Source organism: Cyanobacterium sp. Dongsha4, assembly GCF_036345015.1.
In the GTDB taxonomy this organism is placed as follows: Bacteria; Cyanobacteriota; Cyanobacteriia; order Cyanobacteriales; family Cyanobacteriaceae; genus PCC-10605.
On record NZ_CP084098.1, the window covers coordinates 4,117,602 to 4,135,119 of the forward strand.

Annotated in this window: 16 protein-coding genes; 4 read left to right on the top strand and 12 right to left on the bottom strand. The window is 34.9% G+C overall.

The genetic code is table 11. The features are described from left to right. Window positions 1–224 precede the first annotated feature (224 nt). Complete coding sequence (locus Dongsha4_RS18085) at window positions 225–1,856, top strand: ShlB/FhaC/HecB family hemolysin secretion/activation protein (RefSeq protein WP_330203665.1); 1,632 nt, start codon at window positions 225–227, stop codon at window positions 1,854–1,856. A gap of 55 nt (window positions 1,857–1,911) precedes the next feature. On the opposite strand, the gene Dongsha4_RS18090 is transcribed toward Dongsha4_RS18085, so the two are convergent. Together Dongsha4_RS18090 and Dongsha4_RS18095 are read right to left on the bottom strand one after the other, a co-directional pair. Continuing rightward, window positions 1,912–2,808 (bottom strand): hypothetical protein, encoded by an 897-nt coding sequence (locus Dongsha4_RS18090; RefSeq protein ID WP_330203666.1) that lies wholly within the window; start codon window positions 2,806–2,808, stop codon window positions 1,912–1,914. A gap of 202 nt (window positions 2,809–3,010) precedes the next feature. Further along, window positions 3,011–3,352: a hypothetical protein gene (locus tag Dongsha4_RS18095; RefSeq protein WP_330203667.1), complete on the bottom strand. Its 342-nt coding sequence runs from the start codon at window positions 3,350–3,352 to the stop codon at window positions 3,011–3,013. A 60-nt stretch (window positions 3,353–3,412) separates the two neighbouring features. Between Dongsha4_RS18095 and aat the strand changes: the two genes are divergently transcribed. After that, window positions 3,413–3,985, top strand: a complete 573-nt coding sequence (gene aat, locus Dongsha4_RS18100) for a leucyl/phenylalanyl-tRNA--protein transferase (RefSeq protein WP_330205469.1) — start codon at window positions 3,413–3,415, stop codon at window positions 3,983–3,985. Between the two features lie 131 nt (window positions 3,986–4,116). On the opposite strand, the gene pflB is transcribed toward aat, so the two are convergent. The 7 genes from pflB to Dongsha4_RS18135 form a co-directional block, all read right to left on the bottom strand. Beyond that, window positions 4,117–6,393: a formate C-acetyltransferase gene (gene pflB / locus Dongsha4_RS18105; protein WP_330203668.1), complete on the bottom strand. Its 2,277-nt coding sequence runs from the start codon at window positions 6,391–6,393 to the stop codon at window positions 4,117–4,119. Window positions 6,394–7,597: 1,204 nt separating this feature from the next. Then, complete coding sequence (locus tag Dongsha4_RS18110; protein WP_015219713.1) at window positions 7,598–8,062, bottom strand: DUF2214 family protein; 465 nt, start codon at window positions 8,060–8,062, stop codon at window positions 7,598–7,600. Between the two features lie 83 nt (window positions 8,063–8,145). Continuing rightward, a complete protein-coding gene (gene cbiT, locus Dongsha4_RS18115; protein ID WP_330203669.1) occupies window positions 8,146–8,736 on the bottom strand; it encodes a precorrin-6Y C5,15-methyltransferase subunit CbiT in 591 nt (196 codons plus the stop codon). Between the two features lie 173 nt (window positions 8,737–8,909). Beyond that, on the bottom strand, window positions 8,910–9,230 hold the full coding sequence (locus Dongsha4_RS18120) for a hypothetical protein (protein WP_330203670.1): 321 nt from the start codon (window positions 9,228–9,230) through the stop codon (window positions 8,910–8,912). Between the two features lie 76 nt (window positions 9,231–9,306). Next, window positions 9,307–9,765 carry an SsrA-binding protein SmpB gene (gene smpB / locus Dongsha4_RS18125; RefSeq protein ID WP_015219710.1) on the bottom strand — a complete coding sequence of 153 codons (459 nt, stop codon included), beginning with the start codon at window positions 9,763–9,765 and terminating at the stop codon, window positions 9,307–9,309. Between the two features lie 185 nt (window positions 9,766–9,950). Then, entirely contained in the window at window positions 9,951–10,433 is a 483-nt protein-coding gene (locus Dongsha4_RS18130) for a cupin domain-containing protein (RefSeq protein ID WP_330203671.1), read from the bottom strand. Window positions 10,434–10,731: 298 nt separating this feature from the next. After that, window positions 10,732–11,067, bottom strand: a complete 336-nt coding sequence (locus Dongsha4_RS18135) for an antibiotic biosynthesis monooxygenase family protein (RefSeq protein ID WP_330203672.1) — start codon at window positions 11,065–11,067, stop codon at window positions 10,732–10,734. Between the two features lie 408 nt (window positions 11,068–11,475). On the opposite strand from Dongsha4_RS18135, the gene crtD reads away from it, so the two are divergent. Further along, window positions 11,476–12,972 carry a C-3',4' desaturase CrtD gene (gene crtD, locus Dongsha4_RS18140; RefSeq protein ID WP_330203673.1) on the top strand — a complete coding sequence of 499 codons (1,497 nt, stop codon included), beginning with the start codon at window positions 11,476–11,478 and terminating at the stop codon, window positions 12,970–12,972. A 192-nt stretch (window positions 12,973–13,164) separates the two neighbouring features. Here the strand turns inward: crtD and Dongsha4_RS18145 are convergent, their stop codons facing one another. The 3 genes from Dongsha4_RS18145 to Dongsha4_RS18155 form a co-directional block, all read right to left on the bottom strand. After that, the gene (locus Dongsha4_RS18145; protein ID WP_330203674.1) at window positions 13,165–14,172 is read right to left on the bottom strand and encodes a phosphoribulokinase; all 1,008 of its coding nucleotides are present in this window, start codon (window positions 14,170–14,172) and stop codon (window positions 13,165–13,167) included. A gap of 471 nt (window positions 14,173–14,643) precedes the next feature. Next, window positions 14,644–15,162 carry a DUF1269 domain-containing protein gene (locus Dongsha4_RS18150; protein WP_330203675.1) on the bottom strand — a complete coding sequence of 173 codons (519 nt, stop codon included), beginning with the start codon at window positions 15,160–15,162 and terminating at the stop codon, window positions 14,644–14,646. A gap of 84 nt (window positions 15,163–15,246) precedes the next feature. Continuing rightward, window positions 15,247–16,029, bottom strand: a complete 783-nt coding sequence (locus Dongsha4_RS18155) for a M15 family metallopeptidase (RefSeq protein ID WP_330203676.1) — start codon at window positions 16,027–16,029, stop codon at window positions 15,247–15,249. A 178-nt stretch (window positions 16,030–16,207) separates the two neighbouring features. On the opposite strand from Dongsha4_RS18155, the gene Dongsha4_RS18160 reads away from it, so the two are divergent. Next, window positions 16,208–17,356, top strand: a complete 1,149-nt coding sequence (locus tag Dongsha4_RS18160) for a methyltransferase domain-containing protein (RefSeq protein WP_330203677.1) — start codon at window positions 16,208–16,210, stop codon at window positions 17,354–17,356. Window positions 17,357–17,518: the final 162 nt, after the last annotated feature.

The following is a 17,518-nucleotide window of genomic DNA, read 5'->3' on the forward strand; positions in this document are numbered from 1 at the left end:
TAACAAACAATTAGTAATTAAATTATATTTTTCTGTTAGGTGTGTTGTGGTTTTCATGAGTGGAGAGGTTTGAGATGTTAAACTCTTGAATATTTTTATTTATTATCTACTACTTAAAAAAACCGAGCAATTTTGCTGATAACAAAAATTATTATTTTTTGTCAATTTTGTCGTTATAATCTAATCAAAATATCTTTTATACTTATTAAAAATCAATAAAAATTATGGATAAAGTTAATTTATTAAAGTTTTTTTTAACTCTTAATTCTATTCTATTATTGGGAGTATTTTTAGATAAAAATATAGCTTATGCTCAAGATTATCCTAATCATAATAGTTTTTACATTGCTCAAAGTTTAGAAGAAAAATTAAAAATTAGTGAGATAAAAGTCGTTAATAATACTATTTTTGAAGAAGAAATTAAAGGAATTATTGAACCTTATAAAAATAGTGATTTAACCCTAAAACAATTAGAAGATGTCAGTAATGAAATTACGGCTCTTTATCTCAACAATGGTTATATCACCACTAGGGCAGTTTTGGAAAATATTACTCCTGATAATGTAGCGATTATTCGAGTGGAAGAAGGACAAATAGAGGAAATTAATATTGAAGGGGCGCAAAGACTGGAAAATTACGTCAGAGAAAGAATTGGATTAGGTACACAAACTCCTCTTAATAGTGGTAAGTTAGAAGACCAATTGCGTTTATTAAAAGTTGATCCTTTAATCGATAATATAGAAGCTAGTTTGCGCAAGGGTAGTGGTGAAAGACAAAGTATTTTAGATATAAGGGTAACAGAAGCTAATCCCTTTTTTGGTACTGTGGGTATTGATAATTATTCTCCTCCAAGTATTGGCGGCACTCAAATGACGTTTAATTTGGGTTATGGAAATGTATTTGGTTTGGGGGATAGTTTTGCTGTTTCTTATCGCCCTCGTTTGGAGGATTGGACTGGTACATATAATCTTGATTTTAATTACTCTGTACCTCTTAACCCAATGAATGGTACTTTACAAGCAAGGGTGTCTCTTCAAGAAAATACTGTGGTAGAGGGAGATTTTCAGGAGTTAGACATTAGTGGTGAGAGTCAATTTTATGAAATTAGTTATCGTCAACCGATTTTACGTAATCCGAGAGAAGAATTTGCTCTATCTGTGGGTATGAGTTACCGTAATGGACAAACTTTTACTTTTCAAGGTCCTACTCCTTTCGGTTTTGGTCCTGATGAAGATGGTATTAGTCGCACTAATGTGGTTTCTTTTGGTCAAGATTATGTTAAACGTGAGCCAACGGGGGCTTGGGGGGTGCGATCGCAGTTTCGCTTAGGGGTAGGTTTATTAGATGTTACCACTTCGAGCCGACCAAATGATCCTGATGGTTATTTCTTTGCATGGTTAGGACAAGTACAAAGAGTACAATTAATTAACCCTGATAATTTATTAATTATTCAAGCAGATTTACAATTGAGTGACAGTCCTTTACTTCCTTCAGAGCAGTTTGTTATTGGTGGGGGGCAATCAGTGCGGGGTTATCGTCAAAACGTAAGGGCAGGGGATAATGGTTTTCGTTTTTCTATCGAAGATCGTATTACTCTTGTCAAAAATGATGAATTGCTTCCTGTGTTTCAATTAGCCCCATTTTTTGATATGGGTTCGGTGTGGAATGCCCCAGAAAATCCTAATTTTCAGGCTGATGAGCGGTTTATTGCAGCTTTGGGTTTAGGTTTGATTTGGCAACCGATAGATGGTTTAAATCTTCGTATTGATTATGCACCACCTTTAATTGATTTGGTAGATAGGGGTAATAATATTCAAGATGATGGTCTGTATTTTAGTTTGAAATATAATTTTTAATCTCAGATTTCTTAAGGGAGCGAGATGCTCCCACTAAAAACTTTTCAGCAACTATTTAATTCACTAATTTCTCAAAAATGCTCATTAATGATTCTGCATTTTCATTACTGTTTTTATAGATTTCCATAGATTCTTCTAGTTTTTCTTCTATTTCTTGGTTGCGATCTCCTATTTTTTCTTGATAATTATTCAAACATTCTAGGAGTTTTTCTTCTATTAAATTAAATAAATTTTGATACTCCTCGCTGATTTCCCCAGAATCTGAGCTATATAACGTCATTAAAGTTTCCGTGGCTTCTTCTATTATTTCCTGATTTTCTTCACTCACATCCATTATGGTTGAAAGAATGTTATCTAAAGTAGAGGGAATTTCTGCAATATTTTCTTCAATAAAGTTATTCAAATAGTCATCATAAAAACGAACAAAATTTTCTGATTCTTTATCTATAACTTCTTGATAATTACTTATAGCTCTTAATATAATTTCTTCAAGAAAACGGTGGGTATTAATCAGATTTTTTGTTAAAGAAGGTTCTATTTCTTTGACATTTTCATTAAATAAATTAACTGTTTCCTCAAATTCTTCTAACTCTTCAACAATATCTTGACCATTACTATTTATTTTTTCTGCTAGGTTAATAATATCTTCTTTAATTTCAACAGTTATCTCTTCATTTTCCGTAATAAAATCCTCTATTTTAACCTCTAAATCATCTAATTCCGTTAACATTTTTTCAACTTCATTAGTAAAATTATCTTCAAGATTCGTCATTTCATTAAGTAATGATTCCGTTGTTTCCGTCAAGTTATCCCAAATTTCTTCAATAGTGGTATCTGTTTCTGACAGAAATTCTCGCAAGTCTTCAATATTTTCATAAGTTTCTTGTTTTTCTGCCTCAAAATTCAGTAAACTCTCATGAATCGTTAAAACATAATCGGCGAATTTCAACATAATTATACTGACCGTTTTCGCAAATATATTTTCAGTATAATTTATTTATTAGACTTATTCATAAAATTGAGAAACAGGGTACAGGCAAAGGACAAAAGAGTTAATATAGATACTTTCTTAACAAGAATTGATTTTTATTTTAAATTTGATCGATGTTTATTAACATAAGACGATTCATAACTAATTGCTAATTGCTATTGCATCAAATATTTTGACTATTGCCACAACAAGTATCTATACCTAAACTTTGTAAGATAATATCACTTACTGCATTTGCGATCGCAAACTCACTATAAAAACTTTTCTGAAAATCAAAAGATTGCATTTCCGTAACAATAGCAATAACTAATGAACCAAGGTCATTTTCTCCCTCTAAACGATGGCGGATAAAAATTTGAGCGGCACGATTAGCAATGGTTTCATTAACTAACTCAGGGATGAATTCATTATCTAGCCATTGATGTAAAGATTTTTTTAACCAAGTGCGCTCTTGTTGTGGATTTTCCACAGGAGGTAAAACAATAGGTGGAATTGGTTGAGACATGATTAAATATTAGTATATGTTTCCTTCTTTAATAGAAATTATATACATTTGGTTGTGCACATGATCGATGTTCCCTCCATCATTCAGGGATATGCCCACGGTAATTTTTTAATGGCGGATGATAAACAACAACTAGGATGGTATTCTAGCAATCAAAGAGCCTTAATCCCTCTTGATAATCAATTTCGCTATCCCAAATCCTTACGGAGGGTAATCAATCAAAATCGCTTTTCCGTAGCCATTAATCAAGATTTTTTAGGAGTATGTTGTGGTTGTGCGCAAAGAGAAACCACATGGATTTCACCAGAATTAATTCAAATTTACCTAGAATTAAATAAAGCAGGATGGGCTTATAGCTTTGAAACTTGGCAAGATGGAAAACTGGCAGGGGGAATTCTCGGCATTGTAATTAGAGGGGCATTTATTGGAGAATCAATGTTTTATCATATACCAGATGCTTCAAAGGTAGCAATGGTAAAATTAGTGGAACATCTAAGACAAAGAAATTTTATTCTGTTTGATGCTCAGATGCAAAACCCTCATTTAGAAAGATTTGGTTCTTATATTATCGATAATCGTAAGTATATGGGTTTATTGGCAAAAGCCCTTGAAGCTAGTTGTGATTTTATCTAGTTCAGGGCTTAGGGTGTTGAGGAATTGGGGGAAGTAGGGGCTTAGGGTGTTGGGGTGTTAGGGAAAAACTAATAATTACCTTTGCCCTTACCCTTTGCCGTCACCTAAAGCAAAAGCTATCAACTAAATCATTACATTTGTTTATGGAAAGTACGGTTAATTACGTCTAATTGCTGTTCACGGGTTAGTTTAATGAAGTTAACAGCGTAACCTGACACACGAATGGTTAATTGAGGATATTGTTCAGGATGATCCATCGCATCAAGGAGAGTTTCTCGGTTAAATACGTTAACATTGATATGATGTCCTGTGTCGTGGAAATAACCATCTAACATCCCTGCAAGGTTATTGATTCTCGCTTCAGGAGTTTTACCCAATGCGTCGGGAATGATGGAGAAAGTATAGGAAATACCGTCTTGCGCATCTTCATAGGGTAACTTAGCAATGGAAGCCATAGATGCGATCGCACCTTTAGTATCTCTGCCGTGCATGGGATTCGCACCGGGGGCAAATGGTTCACCTGCTTTACGTCCATCGGGAGTGCTACCTGTTTTCTTGCCATAGACTACATTGGAAGTAATAGTCAAAATGGATTGAGTGGGAGTTGCATTACGATAGGCTTTGTTACGGCGCACTTTGTTCATAAAATCACTAACTAAGTTTACCGCAATCTCATCAGCGCGATCGTCGTTATTACCAAATTTGGGATAATCTCCCTCTACTTCATAATCTACCGCTAAACCTTGTTCATTACGAATTACTTTCACTCGACTATATTTAATAGCTGATAAAGCATCCGCTACCACAGACAAACCAGCCATACCACAAGCCATTGTCCGATAAACGTCACGGTCATGTAATGCCATTTCAATGCGTTCATAACTATACTTATCGTGCATATAGTGGATCACATTGAGGGTGTTAACGTAGAGTTTAGCTAACCATGTCACCAATAAATCAAACTTAGCGGTTACTTCCTCATAATCAAGGTAATCGCCTGTTATGGGTGCATAGGGTGGTGCAACCTGCATTCCCGTGTTTTCATCTTTACCGCCATTGATAGCATAAAGTAAGGCTTTGGCTAGATTTACCCGTGCTCCGAAAAACTGCATCTGTTTACCGATTTTCATAGCCGAAACGCAACAAGCAATACCATAATCATCCCCGTATTCAGGGCGCATCAAATCATCATTTTCGTATTGAATAGAACTAGAGTCAATGGAAACTTTAGCACAATAACGTTTAAATGCGATGGGTAATTTTTCTGACCATAAAACCGTTAAATTCGGTTCAGGGGCAGGACCTAAATTATACAATGTATGCAAGAAACGGAAACTGTTTTTAGTAACTAAAGGACGACCATCTTCACCCATACCGCCAATTACTTCCGTAACCCAAACTGGATCTCCAGAGAAAAGCTGATTGTATTCTGGTGCGCGTAGAAAACGAACCATACGCAATTTGATTACAAATTGATCGATCAATTCTTGGGCTTCAGTTTCAGTTATTAAGCCTTTTGCCAAATCTCTGACTATGTAAATATCAAGGAAAGTAGAAGTACGACCGAGAGACATCGCCGCACCATTTTGTTCCTTAATCGCCGCTAAATAGCCAAAATAAGTCCATTGGATAGCTTCTTGGGCGGTAGTAGCAGGTTTAGAGATGTCAAAACCGTAGCTTTGTGCCATTTCCTTCAATTCATTTAAGGCTTTAATCTGCTCAGTAATTTCCTCTCTTAAACGAATGGTATCTTCATCCATGAAATCATATTCGAGGGAAACTAATTGACTTTGTTTATCTTGAATCAGCAAATCAACGCCATATAAAGCCACTCGACGATAATCACCGATAATCCTTCCTCTACCATAAGCATCAGGCAAACCAGTTATAATTCCTGATTTACGGGCTTTTCTCATTTCGGTAGTGTAAGCAGAAAAGACACCATCATTATGGGTTTTACGATACTTAGTGAATATATCACGGGTTTCGGGATCAATATCATAACCATAGGCTTTTAATGAACCTTCTACGACTCTGATGCCACCAAAGGGCATAATAGACCGTTTCAAAGGTTTATCGGTTTGTAAACCAACGATTTTTTCTAAATCTTTATTGACATAACCTGCAGGATAGGCGGTGATAGTGGAGGGGATTTTGGTTTCTGTGTCTAAAATACCTTTTTCCCGCTCTTCTTTCATCAATAGTTTTACTTCTGTCCAAAGGTTATTAGTGCAGGGTGTCGCATCTGTTAAAAAAGATTCATCGCCAGTGTAGGGAGTATAGTTTTTCTGAATAAAATCTCGAACATTAACTTCTTTTGTCCATTTACCCGTTTTGAATCCTTGCCAGGGTTGAGTTAAAAATTCTTCTCTAGCGTGGTCTGTAGGTTTGTCTGTAAGGTGAACCATACTTTTTTACCTCGCAAAATATTTGGTTAATAATTTATGTTTCCTTACTTATTATTATAAACTATATTTGCTTATTAACTCATCAAAAAAAATCTTTTTATTTGTGAAAGATTATATTTATTTAACAGAAAAAATGCTGAAATTAATAAGTCTGTTATATTTTTTTACATATTATTTCTCTGTAGTAAAAATTCTCTTTATTCTGTTGAAATAGTTGCTATAGGATAGTTTATCTTGATTCAGATCTCTGACGGTTATATTTTTCTCTTATATTATTCAATTATTCTTAACAAGAATAAAAAATATAATATGTTTTTTTCTATACAATTTTCTAGGTTCAATTACAAATTAATAACAGCTAAGTAACTATATTTCTTTAATATTTTTTTAGATTATTGCTAAAACTTTATAAAAGTTAATATTTTTTCAATATTGTAAATTTTTCTCAATATTTTCTCATTTTTTATCTTTTCATTGATTAATAGATTCGGAGAGTATAAACAAGGGGCTTAAACCCCCTGCCTACACCAGGGCTGTTTCATTCTAAAATTTTTTGGTTAAGGCAGGAAATATCTGAGTTCGGAGTTCGGAGTTCGGAGTTAAAAGTAATAATTATTGACAAAAAAGCTGAATAAATTGATTTTAAATGAGTTTTTCCTAAATTTAATAATTTTTTATTCCAAAATTGGCTCGATGATAACTCGAGGGCGCTTTATTTTTCGATACTTTTTTCATCGAACTCAGGTAGGGAATAGGCACTCTTGCAATAGTTTTTAATGGTTTATGGTTATAAATTGATAATCTCAACATTTTTAACTACTTCTTAATCCTCAAAGCTCTAAAACCCTATATTCTTTTACTGGCAATAGTTTTAGCGTTTTTGTATTTCTACTTTGAAACAGCCCTGCTGCCTACACCACTAACCAATCAGCAAAGATGGAGTTAAGTTGTCATTTTGATCAAAATAAACCTCTTGCCAAATGGAAATTAAAATCAACTTTGGGCATTGTTAGAGTGAGAGTTTGCACCCCCGGCTCTTACACTGCCTTCGGTCGTGAACGGGGTTTTTAATTCTTAATTCTTAATTATCAACTATTTAACTTTACCTTTTGCCCTTTGCCTTTTGCCCCTTGCCCCTTGAGCTTTTCGCCATCACTGATAGATGAAAATTTATCCCGAACTCAGGTAATATTAATAGTCAGGTTTAAGAAAACCATTCTGAGCCGATTCCCCTTGCCATCATGGAAGCCATTAAGGGAATTAAAGTAAATCCTACTAACTCAAAGGCAATAATTCCTTTTAATATTTTATATTTGTTAAGACTTATTTCGGGGGCTTTATCTTCTAGTAAAGATTTAACCCAAAGGATAAAAGAGATGGTGGGGTATAAAGATACTGTACCAACAATGAAATAAAGGGCTATTTTTGCCCAAAATACGGGTTGGTGCATATAGTAAGCGGTATCTTTCGCAAAATATAAAACTCTTAAGATTCCAGTGATTAAGATGACTACTGCGGCCGCACCATAGGCACTGTCTGCCCAAACTATACGCCATGCTTCTTTCGTGGTTAATTTTTCTTTGAGGGTCAAAAATTCGATCGCCAAGGATGCAAAAATAACTCCGATACTTAAATAGTGAAAATAGGCTGTAATGGCACTAGCCCACATAATTAACTCCTTATTAATGATTTACAAGAATAACAGTTTTAATTTTATCCCAGTATCGTTGTCCTTTTTTATGTTTGTTAGGACTAACTAATCTTTTCTCCACTGAGAATAAAAATAGGTGCGATCGCAGCAAAAACTTGACTTAATCCTCTTTTTTCTAATCTATTAATAGAAGATTGAACTACCTCAATATTACAAGCCCTTAATTCGGCTAATCCCTCAGAAATTTGATAAAGGTTTTCTAAATTACTCGCCGTTGCCACTAATCTTCCTGCTTCAGGTAAATAGCCCCAACAAGAAGTTAAAATATTTTTGATTGATTTGCCACCACCAATACAGATGCGATCGGGTTTTTTTGGTAAGGTATCGAAACAATCTGGAGCATTTCCTTCCACTACTTCCACATTTTCTACCTCAAAACGCCGACAATTTTGCCGTATTAAACCTGCTACTTCTGGGTCTCTTTCTATGGCGATAATTTTTGTATTTGGGCATAACAAGCCTATTTCAATGGAAATTGTCCCCGTACCTGCACCTATATCCCAAATAACTGATTTTTCTTCTAATCTTAACCCAGATAAAATTAGTAATCTTACCTCTCTTTTTGTCATAGGAATACCGGGGAGGCGATCGAATAATTCATCTGGAATACCGGGAGTTTTATATTGCCACATATTGTTGAATAACCTCAGTTCGACATTAGTAATTGTGGATTTGCTTAGGTTTTAGGCTGTAGTTTAGGCAGAGCAAAGAGGAAATAAGTAAGGACAAAAGAGGATGGGGAGAGAGGGAGACGAGTTTAGAGTAGAGGGAGAAATAAATTCTTAAGGAGTAACTGTTTCAACCTTTATCTTTTCGACTTTTGTGTCCAAACACCAGAAATAAGAATAAAGCACATCAGAAAATAGATAGTTGTTACAACTCCATTTAAGTATAGTAAACGCACCGCCCAAATATCAGAAGTGATATTGCCTCCGACCCATAAACTACCATAAACCATCAGCCAAACTAATCCCCACCTTAAAGATAAACGAGCGGTTTTTCTTTCTTTCTGCTCTAAATTAGATTTATAGTTTAAATTGACTAAAGACCAAATAGGTCCCAATAATGGCATTAGATAAAGAGATAGTTGAAATTTGTCTAATTTATCTTGAGGATCTTCTTTCATAGATTAGTTAAAATGATGGAATCTATAGGGTTAAGGGGAAACATCAAGATTGAAAACAAAATTTAAACAGGAATATCTAAAATCTTTTCAATGCCCTTTGCATTTCTCTTTGATCTTCCCTACGTTTAATGGTTTCTCTTTTATCATGAAGTTTTTTCCCTTTACCTAGCCCTAAACTAACTTTAACCCATTCTCCTCTTAAATACATCTTTAACGGAACTAAAGTTAAACCTTTCTCCTGTAATGCACCAATTAGCTTATTAATTTCTTTTTTGTGTAATAATAATTTGCGATCGCGCTTTGGTTCATGATTAAAGTATTTACCAGTGGTATCATAAGGGGAAATATGCACATTAGTTAACCATGCCTCCCCATTGCGAATTAAAGCATAACCATCTCTCAAATTGACTCTTCCCGCTCTAATAGACTTAACTTCCGTACCCACTAATTGAACCCCAGCCTCATAAGTCTCTAAAATCTCATATAAATATCTTGCCTGACGATTATCACTAATTATCTTCACTTTGTCACTCATTTAATAACCTTCTATCACATCTTTTTATCGACAATCCTTTCATTCTAACAAAATTGGCAAAACCTTGAACCTAGAACCAATTGCAATATTAAGTGTAATAGGGAGATAAAGTTTTATCATTCTGGGTTTTGCTACACAGCACACACTCGACGATAGAGGCTTTCCTTAGTAGTTTTAATACATATTTATTCATCTAATACGCCAAAGGGTTTAGCATCAGAAGTATCATAAATCTCCACTGAATCTCCACGACGGAGCATCCGTTTTTTCAGATGTGGAAACTCCGCAACTTCTACTTCCAAATTTTCTCCCCCCACTAAATACACTAAATCTTCATCCCCTATATTTCTGAGATGATGAGCGACAGAAGGAGTAGGGAATCCCATAAAATCTCCTGAACCCACTTCAAATTCCTCGCCGTCAATTTCTGCAATACCCCTACCTGATAAAATATAAATCCATTCTTCCTCCCGATAGTGGGAATGATAAACAAAAGACTCCTTACCGGGGGCAATCCTCGCAAAATTAACTCCAGTACGCTTTAATCCAACTGTACGTCCAAGATAGACTCCAGAGATTTCAGATTTTGAGTTCCAAGGGTGAGAAAAAGTTTGGATACTGTCTGCAATTTCTTTTGCCCGTAAAATAAAAGTTTTTTTGCCTTCCATAGTGTTCTAAGGTTTTTGACTTTTGTTTTTTAATTTAATAGTAAGCATCAACTCATAACTTGACAACTAAGACCACTTTAACATCAGCTTAATTCAGCAATGCCAGTATTCAAGAGTTTGGAGATGCCCGACACAAAAAATCTGTAGAAGATGCTCATGCCAAAATCCCAAAACTTGTACGAAAGTTAAAAAAAGTCGGAGATAAAGAATAAAAATACTAGCAAAAAAGATAATTGACCTCATTTTTGATTTTTATGTAGAGCAGTCTAGCAAGAAGCAGAAATACCAAATTTTTCTGTTAACTATTTTTTGCTCTATTATTAGGGGTAATATGTTCTAATTTACCATCTCCATAAGAGTGCTGAACTTCAGAAATAACAACATGAAATCCTTTATACCATTTAGTGTATTGACGTTTAGCTTCAATGTGTTTTGGATGTCTGGAAAATTCTTTGAGTGCGTCCATATTTTCCCAATAATATATAGCATTCTTTCTTTTTCCATCAACAGACTCCCATGATTCTCTTCCTAGAAAGCCATTCACTGATGCGGCCGCTTCATGTATTTGATTGTCCAAAAAATAAAACTGTTCATCATATTCTCCGGGTTCAAAAATAAATGCACTTGAATACATGACTTTATCTTTTGCTTTAACTATTAAACCATAATTTTATCTCAAGATAGTTGAGTTATTATTTTAATCATCTTAGGTGCGATCGAGCATTGACTAAGTTTGTTGTTTATTTTGTTTTTGTATCAAAAGTAGTAGGATTATGTACTTTGTGCAAGATAGCACAAGATCAGATATGTTATGATACATCAAATTATTATGATTGTGTACTACTGTCTCCTTATAATTTTCATTTCTTTATCGGTAAGCCCGTATATAATGAGCTACCCTATTATCAATAATCTGCTTTCCACTGCTCTACGTATTGAATAAGAGATAAAACGAATTTGCCCTAAGCTCCATGACATATCCTAAATAAATTAAGTTATGTTAAGATTTGTTAAGTAAGGGTATATTCGAATAAACTCAACTATGGGGCATAAAGAGAAAGTTATTGTTGTCGGTGCAGGAATTGGAGGATTAACCGCAGGTGCATTACTAGCTCGTTATGGTTATGACGTAACTATTTATGATCAAGCCATTGTTTCTGGTGGTTGTGCCTCTACTTTTAAGCGTAAAGGTTTTATCTTTGATGTGGGGGCGACTCAAGTAGCGGGTTTAGAAGCAGGGGGAATTCATCATCGAGTGTTTCAAGAGTTGGGAGTAGATTTACCCTTCGCTACAAATTGCGATCCTGCCTGTGCTGTTTTTTTACCCCAAGAGAAACAACCGATTATGGTATGGAGAAATCAGGAGAAGTGGAAGATGGAAAGAGAAGGGCATTTTCCTGATAGTGGAAGATTTTGGGAGTTAATGAGAATTTTGTTTGAAGCTAGTTGGCGTTTTCAAGCCCGTGATCCTATTTTACCTCCTCGCAGTCTCTGGGATTTAGCTCAATTATTACAAGCGATAAGATTAGATACTTTTATCACTGCACCTTTTACTTTTATGACGGTAGCTGATGCTTTAAGATTACTGGGTTTAGCCCATGATAAAAGGTTAAAAACTTTCCTTGATATGCAGTTAAAGTTATATTCTCAAGTGGATACAGAGGAAACGGCTTTATTGTATGCGGCTACTGCTTTATCTGTTTCTCAAGAGCCTCAAGGATTATACCATCTTCAGGGTAGTATGCAAGTGTTGTGCGATCGCCTCGAAGAAGGTTTAAATAAACATGGCGGAAAACTGCTAATGAGGCACAAAGTGGATAAAATTCATACGGAAAGAGGTAAAGCGGTGGGAATAAGGGTAAAAAATCTCAAGACTGGGGAAATAAAAGAAGAAAAAGCAGATTATGTCATCGGTAATGTCACAGTAAATAACTTAGTAACAATGACAGAAAATATTTCCCGTGGTTATGCCCAAAGGGTGAAAAAATTACCTCCTGCATCTGGTGCTTTTGTGGTGTATTTGGGAGTTGATGAGTCCGCCATTCCTTCTAATTGCCCTCCCCATTTACAGTTTTTATATGATTATGAAGGGGAAATCGGGGAAATTAATTCTTTGTTTGTCTCTGTCAGTAAACCCGGAGATGGTAGAGCCCCTGAAGGCAAAGCAACCATTATCGCTTCTTCTTTTACCGATGTTAATCGTTGGTGGAATATTTCTCAAGCAGAATATCAAGCTCTCAAACTTAATTATACTCAAGATGCGATCGCACGTTTGGCAGAATATTTTAATCTTACTCCCGAAACCATTATTCATCAAGAAAGTGCAACTCCCGTAACTTTTGCTAATTATACAGCTAGAGAAAAAGGAATTGTTGGCGGAATTGGTCAAAGAATCAATACTTTTGGCCCCTTTGGCTTTGCTAATCGCACCCCTATTAAAAACCTTTGGTTAGTAGGAGACTCAACCCATCCGGGAGAAGGCACAGCAGGAGTTAGTTATTCGGCTCTAACGGTAGTTAAATCAATTATGAAATTTTAAGTATTTTATCTCAGTTATTTAGCAAGAATAATTGATTATTTCAAGATTCTTTATTATTACTTAAAATCTACAAGACAAAAATTCCCCTAATCTCTTAACACCCCAAGATTTTAAACAACTTACTTTGAAACAGCCCTGCAATAAAAAAGGGGGCTTAACCCCCAATTAATCATCGAATTGTCAAAACATTGATTAGACTTGAGCAACTTCTTCTTCTGTGGAGAAAGTAGCACTACCAGTTAACTTTTCGTAGGTTTCACGCATTTTTAAACCAACCAAAACTTGGAATAAACCAGTACCATTATTAGAACCGGGATAGTCTTTATGTTTTAATAGTAGTTCTGTCATTTCACCGTAGTATTTAGTACCTGTTCTGCTTAAATGACTTTCAACATAAATAATTTCTTCGAGATTATCAAATTGACCATCAATCTCTAAAATAGAAACTTCATTACCCATGTAGTTATCAGGACCATAATACATCTTCAATCCGGGATAAGCACAGGTTAATTTACGTCCGCAGGGGCGCCAATCAATGGTTGAACCTTCATCGAATAAATAAGTAGGCTCGAAGTGTTCAATACCTTCTTTTTCAATTAAACGTACTCGTAAAATCTTACCTTCTTTCTCTTCAATTAACTGAGTTGGTAACACCTGAATAACGATGTCTGCATATTGTTTTTGAGGTTCAATATAGGCAGTAAAGTCAGGTTTTCTAGCATTAATGGAAGCCAAAACATCTTCATAAGTATGACCTCTTTCAGCCATATCACGCTGAATTTTCCATTGGATTTTAACTTCTTCACTGATGTCTAAATATACACCGAAGTCAACTAAATCTCTGACTCTCTCATCATAGAAAGGATGTAAACCTTCAATTACAATTACCTTGTTAGGTTCAATTCTTTCGGGAGGATCAATTTCTCCAGTTTCATGATTATAAATAGGTTTATCAATAGCTTGACCATTTTTTAAAGCGGCAATTTGTTCTGCCATAAGATCAAAGTTATTCGCTTTTGGATCAAGTGCAGTAACACCTGCTTCTTTTCTCCCTTTACGATCTAAACTATGGTAGTCGTCAAGACAGATAACGGTCATAAATTCTTTTCCGAATAAATCTTCTAAACGACGTAAAAAAGTGGATTTACCGCAACCAGAGTCACCAGCAACTCCGATAATAACTACTCTATCTTGAGTCATATTTTCCTCTTATATGTGAAACTAATTTTACTTATATCAGTAATCTTGCTATTGTTTGTTATCTTATCAGTCAACTGCACACCTTACCATAGTTAATTAATTTAATTCCTATTTTCGACAACTCATAATTGATGGTGAATTGGTAGTTTTAGGCTAATTGATGTCTATGGCTACCCTGATTATTGATGAAGAGGGGGTGCAGGGTGCACCCGGAAATGAGAAATGAGGAATAACTATATTATTAATTATTCCTTGTAATTTTGTCAATGAGTAGGGTGTTTGGGGCAGGGTAGGGAAGACGAGAGTTCGCTGCGCTCGTTCCGCAAAGCGGTACGGGGTTCGGGGTTCTGAGTTCGGAGAGTTTGCACCGAAGGCTCTTACACTCCCTTCAGTCGTGAACGGGGTTTTTAATTCTTAATTATCAACTATCTACCTTTGCCCCTTGCCCTTTTAACTTTGCCCTTTTATCGTTTACGACATTGCGGACTCATCTAAGGGTAAAACCCCACGATTATTTAATACTTCTTGTAATTGTTCTTCATCATCTTTACTGAGAGAAGTACGAAGAATCTTGCCACCATATTTACTTACTTCATCTAAAACCTTATCTGGAGTGACTTTTTTTATCAAGATAAATAATGCAGAGGTATCGGGGCATAAAGTTTCCCCTAATTCACGCATAAATTCATCATCTACACCAATGTCACTCAATGCACCACCGATCGCACCTGTTGCCGCACCTACCGCCGCACCAAATAAAGGCACTAAGAATAATGTTCCAATTAATAAACCCCAAAAACCTCCACTGGTTGCCCCTGCGGCGGTTAAGTTAATGGCTTGTTTAAGTTTGACTTTTCCTTCTGCATTTTTGACTACTACTGCCGCATCCTCTAATTCGATTAAATGTTCTCTTTGTAGTTTTGCGAGGGTTAGTCTTACTTCTTCTGCCTTGAATATATCATCATAGGCGATCGCAATTAAATGACTCATAATACTTTTTTATGTGAGTATAGTTTTGACTAGATTTAATGTAACAATTATTACTATCGTTAGATCTAAAATTTTTTGGAAGACTTACATTTGCGGTTGTAAATTAGTCTTTAATTCACGGGCTTTATAAAAGGTTTCTAAGCTATGGGTATCCCCTACAAAGCGCCAATGCCAAGGCTCATAACTAATTCCTTGTAAATTATCTTCAGGAAAAGATAACTCAAAGCTATATTTCGCCGCATTAGCTTCTAACCAACGAAAAGCGGCTGTTTGTTCAAAATTAGTGTTTAGATTTGTTGCAGGAGCATTTCCATCTCCAATATCTACCGCATAACCAGTATGATGTTCACTATAACCCGGAGGCGCACTTACTTCGGCCCGTTTTGAGGTTTCCTGTTTTCTTTGTTCTTTGATATTGAAAAATAGATATTCTTGCTCATCAATGGTTCTGAATCCTGAAATAGCTACCAAGATAATACCATTTCTCCTCGCATCAGACTGCATTTGTAAAAATTTCTCTGCGGCTTTTGCTCTCAACTTGATTCTACCATCGGCTGTAATAGATTTTAACTCGCTCACAGGTGCTTGTTTATAGCCTAAATGTCCGAGGATGTTTTCTGGTATTTTAACCGTATCTGACGAAGAAGGATTATTTTCAGTAGTGGCTATATTTTCTGGGATTGTTTCTGAGGCGGTTACTGACGGGGTATCTTGTTGCTGAGATTGAGATGATTGAGTTTGAGAAAATAACCAAAAAAGAGACATGGTAATGATTGCACTTCCCAAAACCAAGAAAATACTAAATGGGAAAGGCTTATTCTGAGGCGTAGTATTAATTTTTCTTTGGGCAACGGGTATCTCATCCATAAAAGACACTGAGGGTTATTTGTTGATAATTTTTAATTTTACACCATTATAATATATCAGTTTTAGTATTAATTGTTAGCTTAATATCTTGTTTTAAATTAATCTTATTTTTATTTTTTTTGATATATTTAAGTTTATACTAAAGATAGTAAAAATATTGATAAAATTACCATAAATCATGAGTTATAATGTAGAAAATTCTGTACTAGAAAGATATGAGTTAGGAGCAAAAGAACATCAACCTAGTTTATGCTGTCCAACAGATTATGATCAATCTTATTTAGCTGTTATTCCTGAAGAAATTATCACGAAAGATTATGGGTGTGGCGATCCTACTCGTTATGTTAATTTAGGAGAAACGGTTTTAGATTTAGGTTCAGGAGCAGGGAAAAACTGTTATATTATCGCTCAGAAAGTAGGAAAAAATGGACGAGTAATCGGGGTAGATTTTAATGATGAGATGTTAAGTTTAGCTCAAAAATATCAATCAGAAATAGCTCATAAAATTGGCTATAATAATACTGCTTTTATGAAAGGAAAAATTCAAGATTTACAGTTACCTTTAAACAAAATTGAATCTTATTTAAACCTTCATCCTATTCAGAATTTATCACAATTAAGAAACTTTGAAGCAGAGTGCGATCGCCTCCGTCAAGAAGAAACTTTAATTAAAGATAATTCTATTGATGTTGTGATTTCTAACTGTGTTTTAAATTTGGTCAAAACAGAAGATAAAAAACAATTGTTTGCAGAAATTTATCGAGTGTTAAAAAAAGGTGGTAGAGCAGTTATTTCAGATATAGTTTGTGATGAAGATTTGCCTCCAGAAATTATCAATGATCCTGAATTATGGAGTGGATGTATTGCTGGTGCTTTTAGAGAAGATTTATTTTTAGAAATGTTTGCAGAAGCAGGATTTTATGGCATCGAAATACTAACAAGACAAGATTCTCCTTGGCAAGTAATTAATGGCATCGAATTTCGCTCATTAACAGTTAGAGCTTATAAAGGTAAAGAGGGAGAGTGTTTAGAAAGAAATCAAGCAATTATTTATAAAGGTCCTTGGAAAAAAGTTGAAGACGATGATGGACATACTTTTTACAGAGGAGAAAGAATGGCGGTTTGTGATAAAACTTTTCAGATTATGACCCAAGAAAATAGTCCTTATTCTTCATCCATAATAGGTATTAATCCTTTAGAAGAAATTTCTTTAGAAAAGGCTCAAAATTTTAATTGTAATAGTGATATTAAACGTGATCCCAAAATAACTAAAGGAAGTTTTTATCAAGAAAATAAAATTATTAATAAAAAGCAAAGTTGTTGCTAATATTAAACCTTAAATTACTTGAGTTCAGAGCAAAAATTTAGGGATATGAATAAAACCTGTAATTTCTTTTATGCTGAATCAATGGATAGTCAATTTTCCAACTTGAAGTATTAGTTACTGACTTCCACGACCTAGAGGTTGAATATATTCAACCCCTACCCA

Coding starts and splice junctions, on each gene's coding strand:
- Dongsha4_RS18085 (WP_330203665.1), top strand. CDS start 225: ATGGATAAAGTTAATTTATTAAAGTTTTTTTTAACTCTTAATTCTATT.
- crtD (WP_330203673.1), top strand. CDS start 11,476: ATGGGGCATAAAGAGAAAGTTATTGTTGTCGGTGCAGGAATTGGAGGA.
- Dongsha4_RS18145 (WP_330203674.1), bottom strand. CDS start 14,172: ATGACTCAAGATAGAGTAGTTATTATCGGAGTTGCTGGTGACTCTGGT.
- Dongsha4_RS18150 (WP_330203675.1), bottom strand. CDS start 15,162: ATGAGTCATTTAATTGCGATCGCCTATGATGATATATTCAAGGCAGAA.
- Dongsha4_RS18110 (WP_015219713.1), bottom strand. CDS start 8,062: ATGTGGGCTAGTGCCATTACAGCCTATTTTCACTATTTAAGTATCGGA.
- Dongsha4_RS18130 (WP_330203671.1), bottom strand. CDS start 10,433: ATGGAAGGCAAAAAAACTTTTATTTTACGGGCAAAAGAAATTGCAGAC.
- Dongsha4_RS18120 (WP_330203670.1), bottom strand. CDS start 9,230: ATGAAAGAAGATCCTCAAGATAAATTAGACAAATTTCAACTATCTCTT.
- Dongsha4_RS18135 (WP_330203672.1), bottom strand. CDS start 11,067: ATGTATTCAAGTGCATTTATTTTTGAACCCGGAGAATATGATGAACAG.
- aat (WP_330205469.1), top strand. CDS start 3,413: ATGATCGATGTTCCCTCCATCATTCAGGGATATGCCCACGGTAATTTT.
- Dongsha4_RS18160 (WP_330203677.1), top strand. CDS start 16,208: ATGAGTTATAATGTAGAAAATTCTGTACTAGAAAGATATGAGTTAGGA.
- Dongsha4_RS18090 (WP_330203666.1), bottom strand. CDS start 2,808: ATGTTGAAATTCGCCGATTATGTTTTAACGATTCATGAGAGTTTACTG.
- Dongsha4_RS18155 (WP_330203676.1), bottom strand. CDS start 16,029: ATGGATGAGATACCCGTTGCCCAAAGAAAAATTAATACTACGCCTCAG.
- cbiT (WP_330203669.1), bottom strand. CDS start 8,736: ATGTGGCAATATAAAACTCCCGGTATTCCAGATGAATTATTCGATCGC.
- smpB (WP_015219710.1), bottom strand. CDS start 9,765: ATGAGTGACAAAGTGAAGATAATTAGTGATAATCGTCAGGCAAGATAT.
- pflB (WP_330203668.1), bottom strand. CDS start 6,393: ATGGTTCACCTTACAGACAAACCTACAGACCACGCTAGAGAAGAATTT.
- Dongsha4_RS18095 (WP_330203667.1), bottom strand. CDS start 3,352: ATGTCTCAACCAATTCCACCTATTGTTTTACCTCCTGTGGAAAATCCA.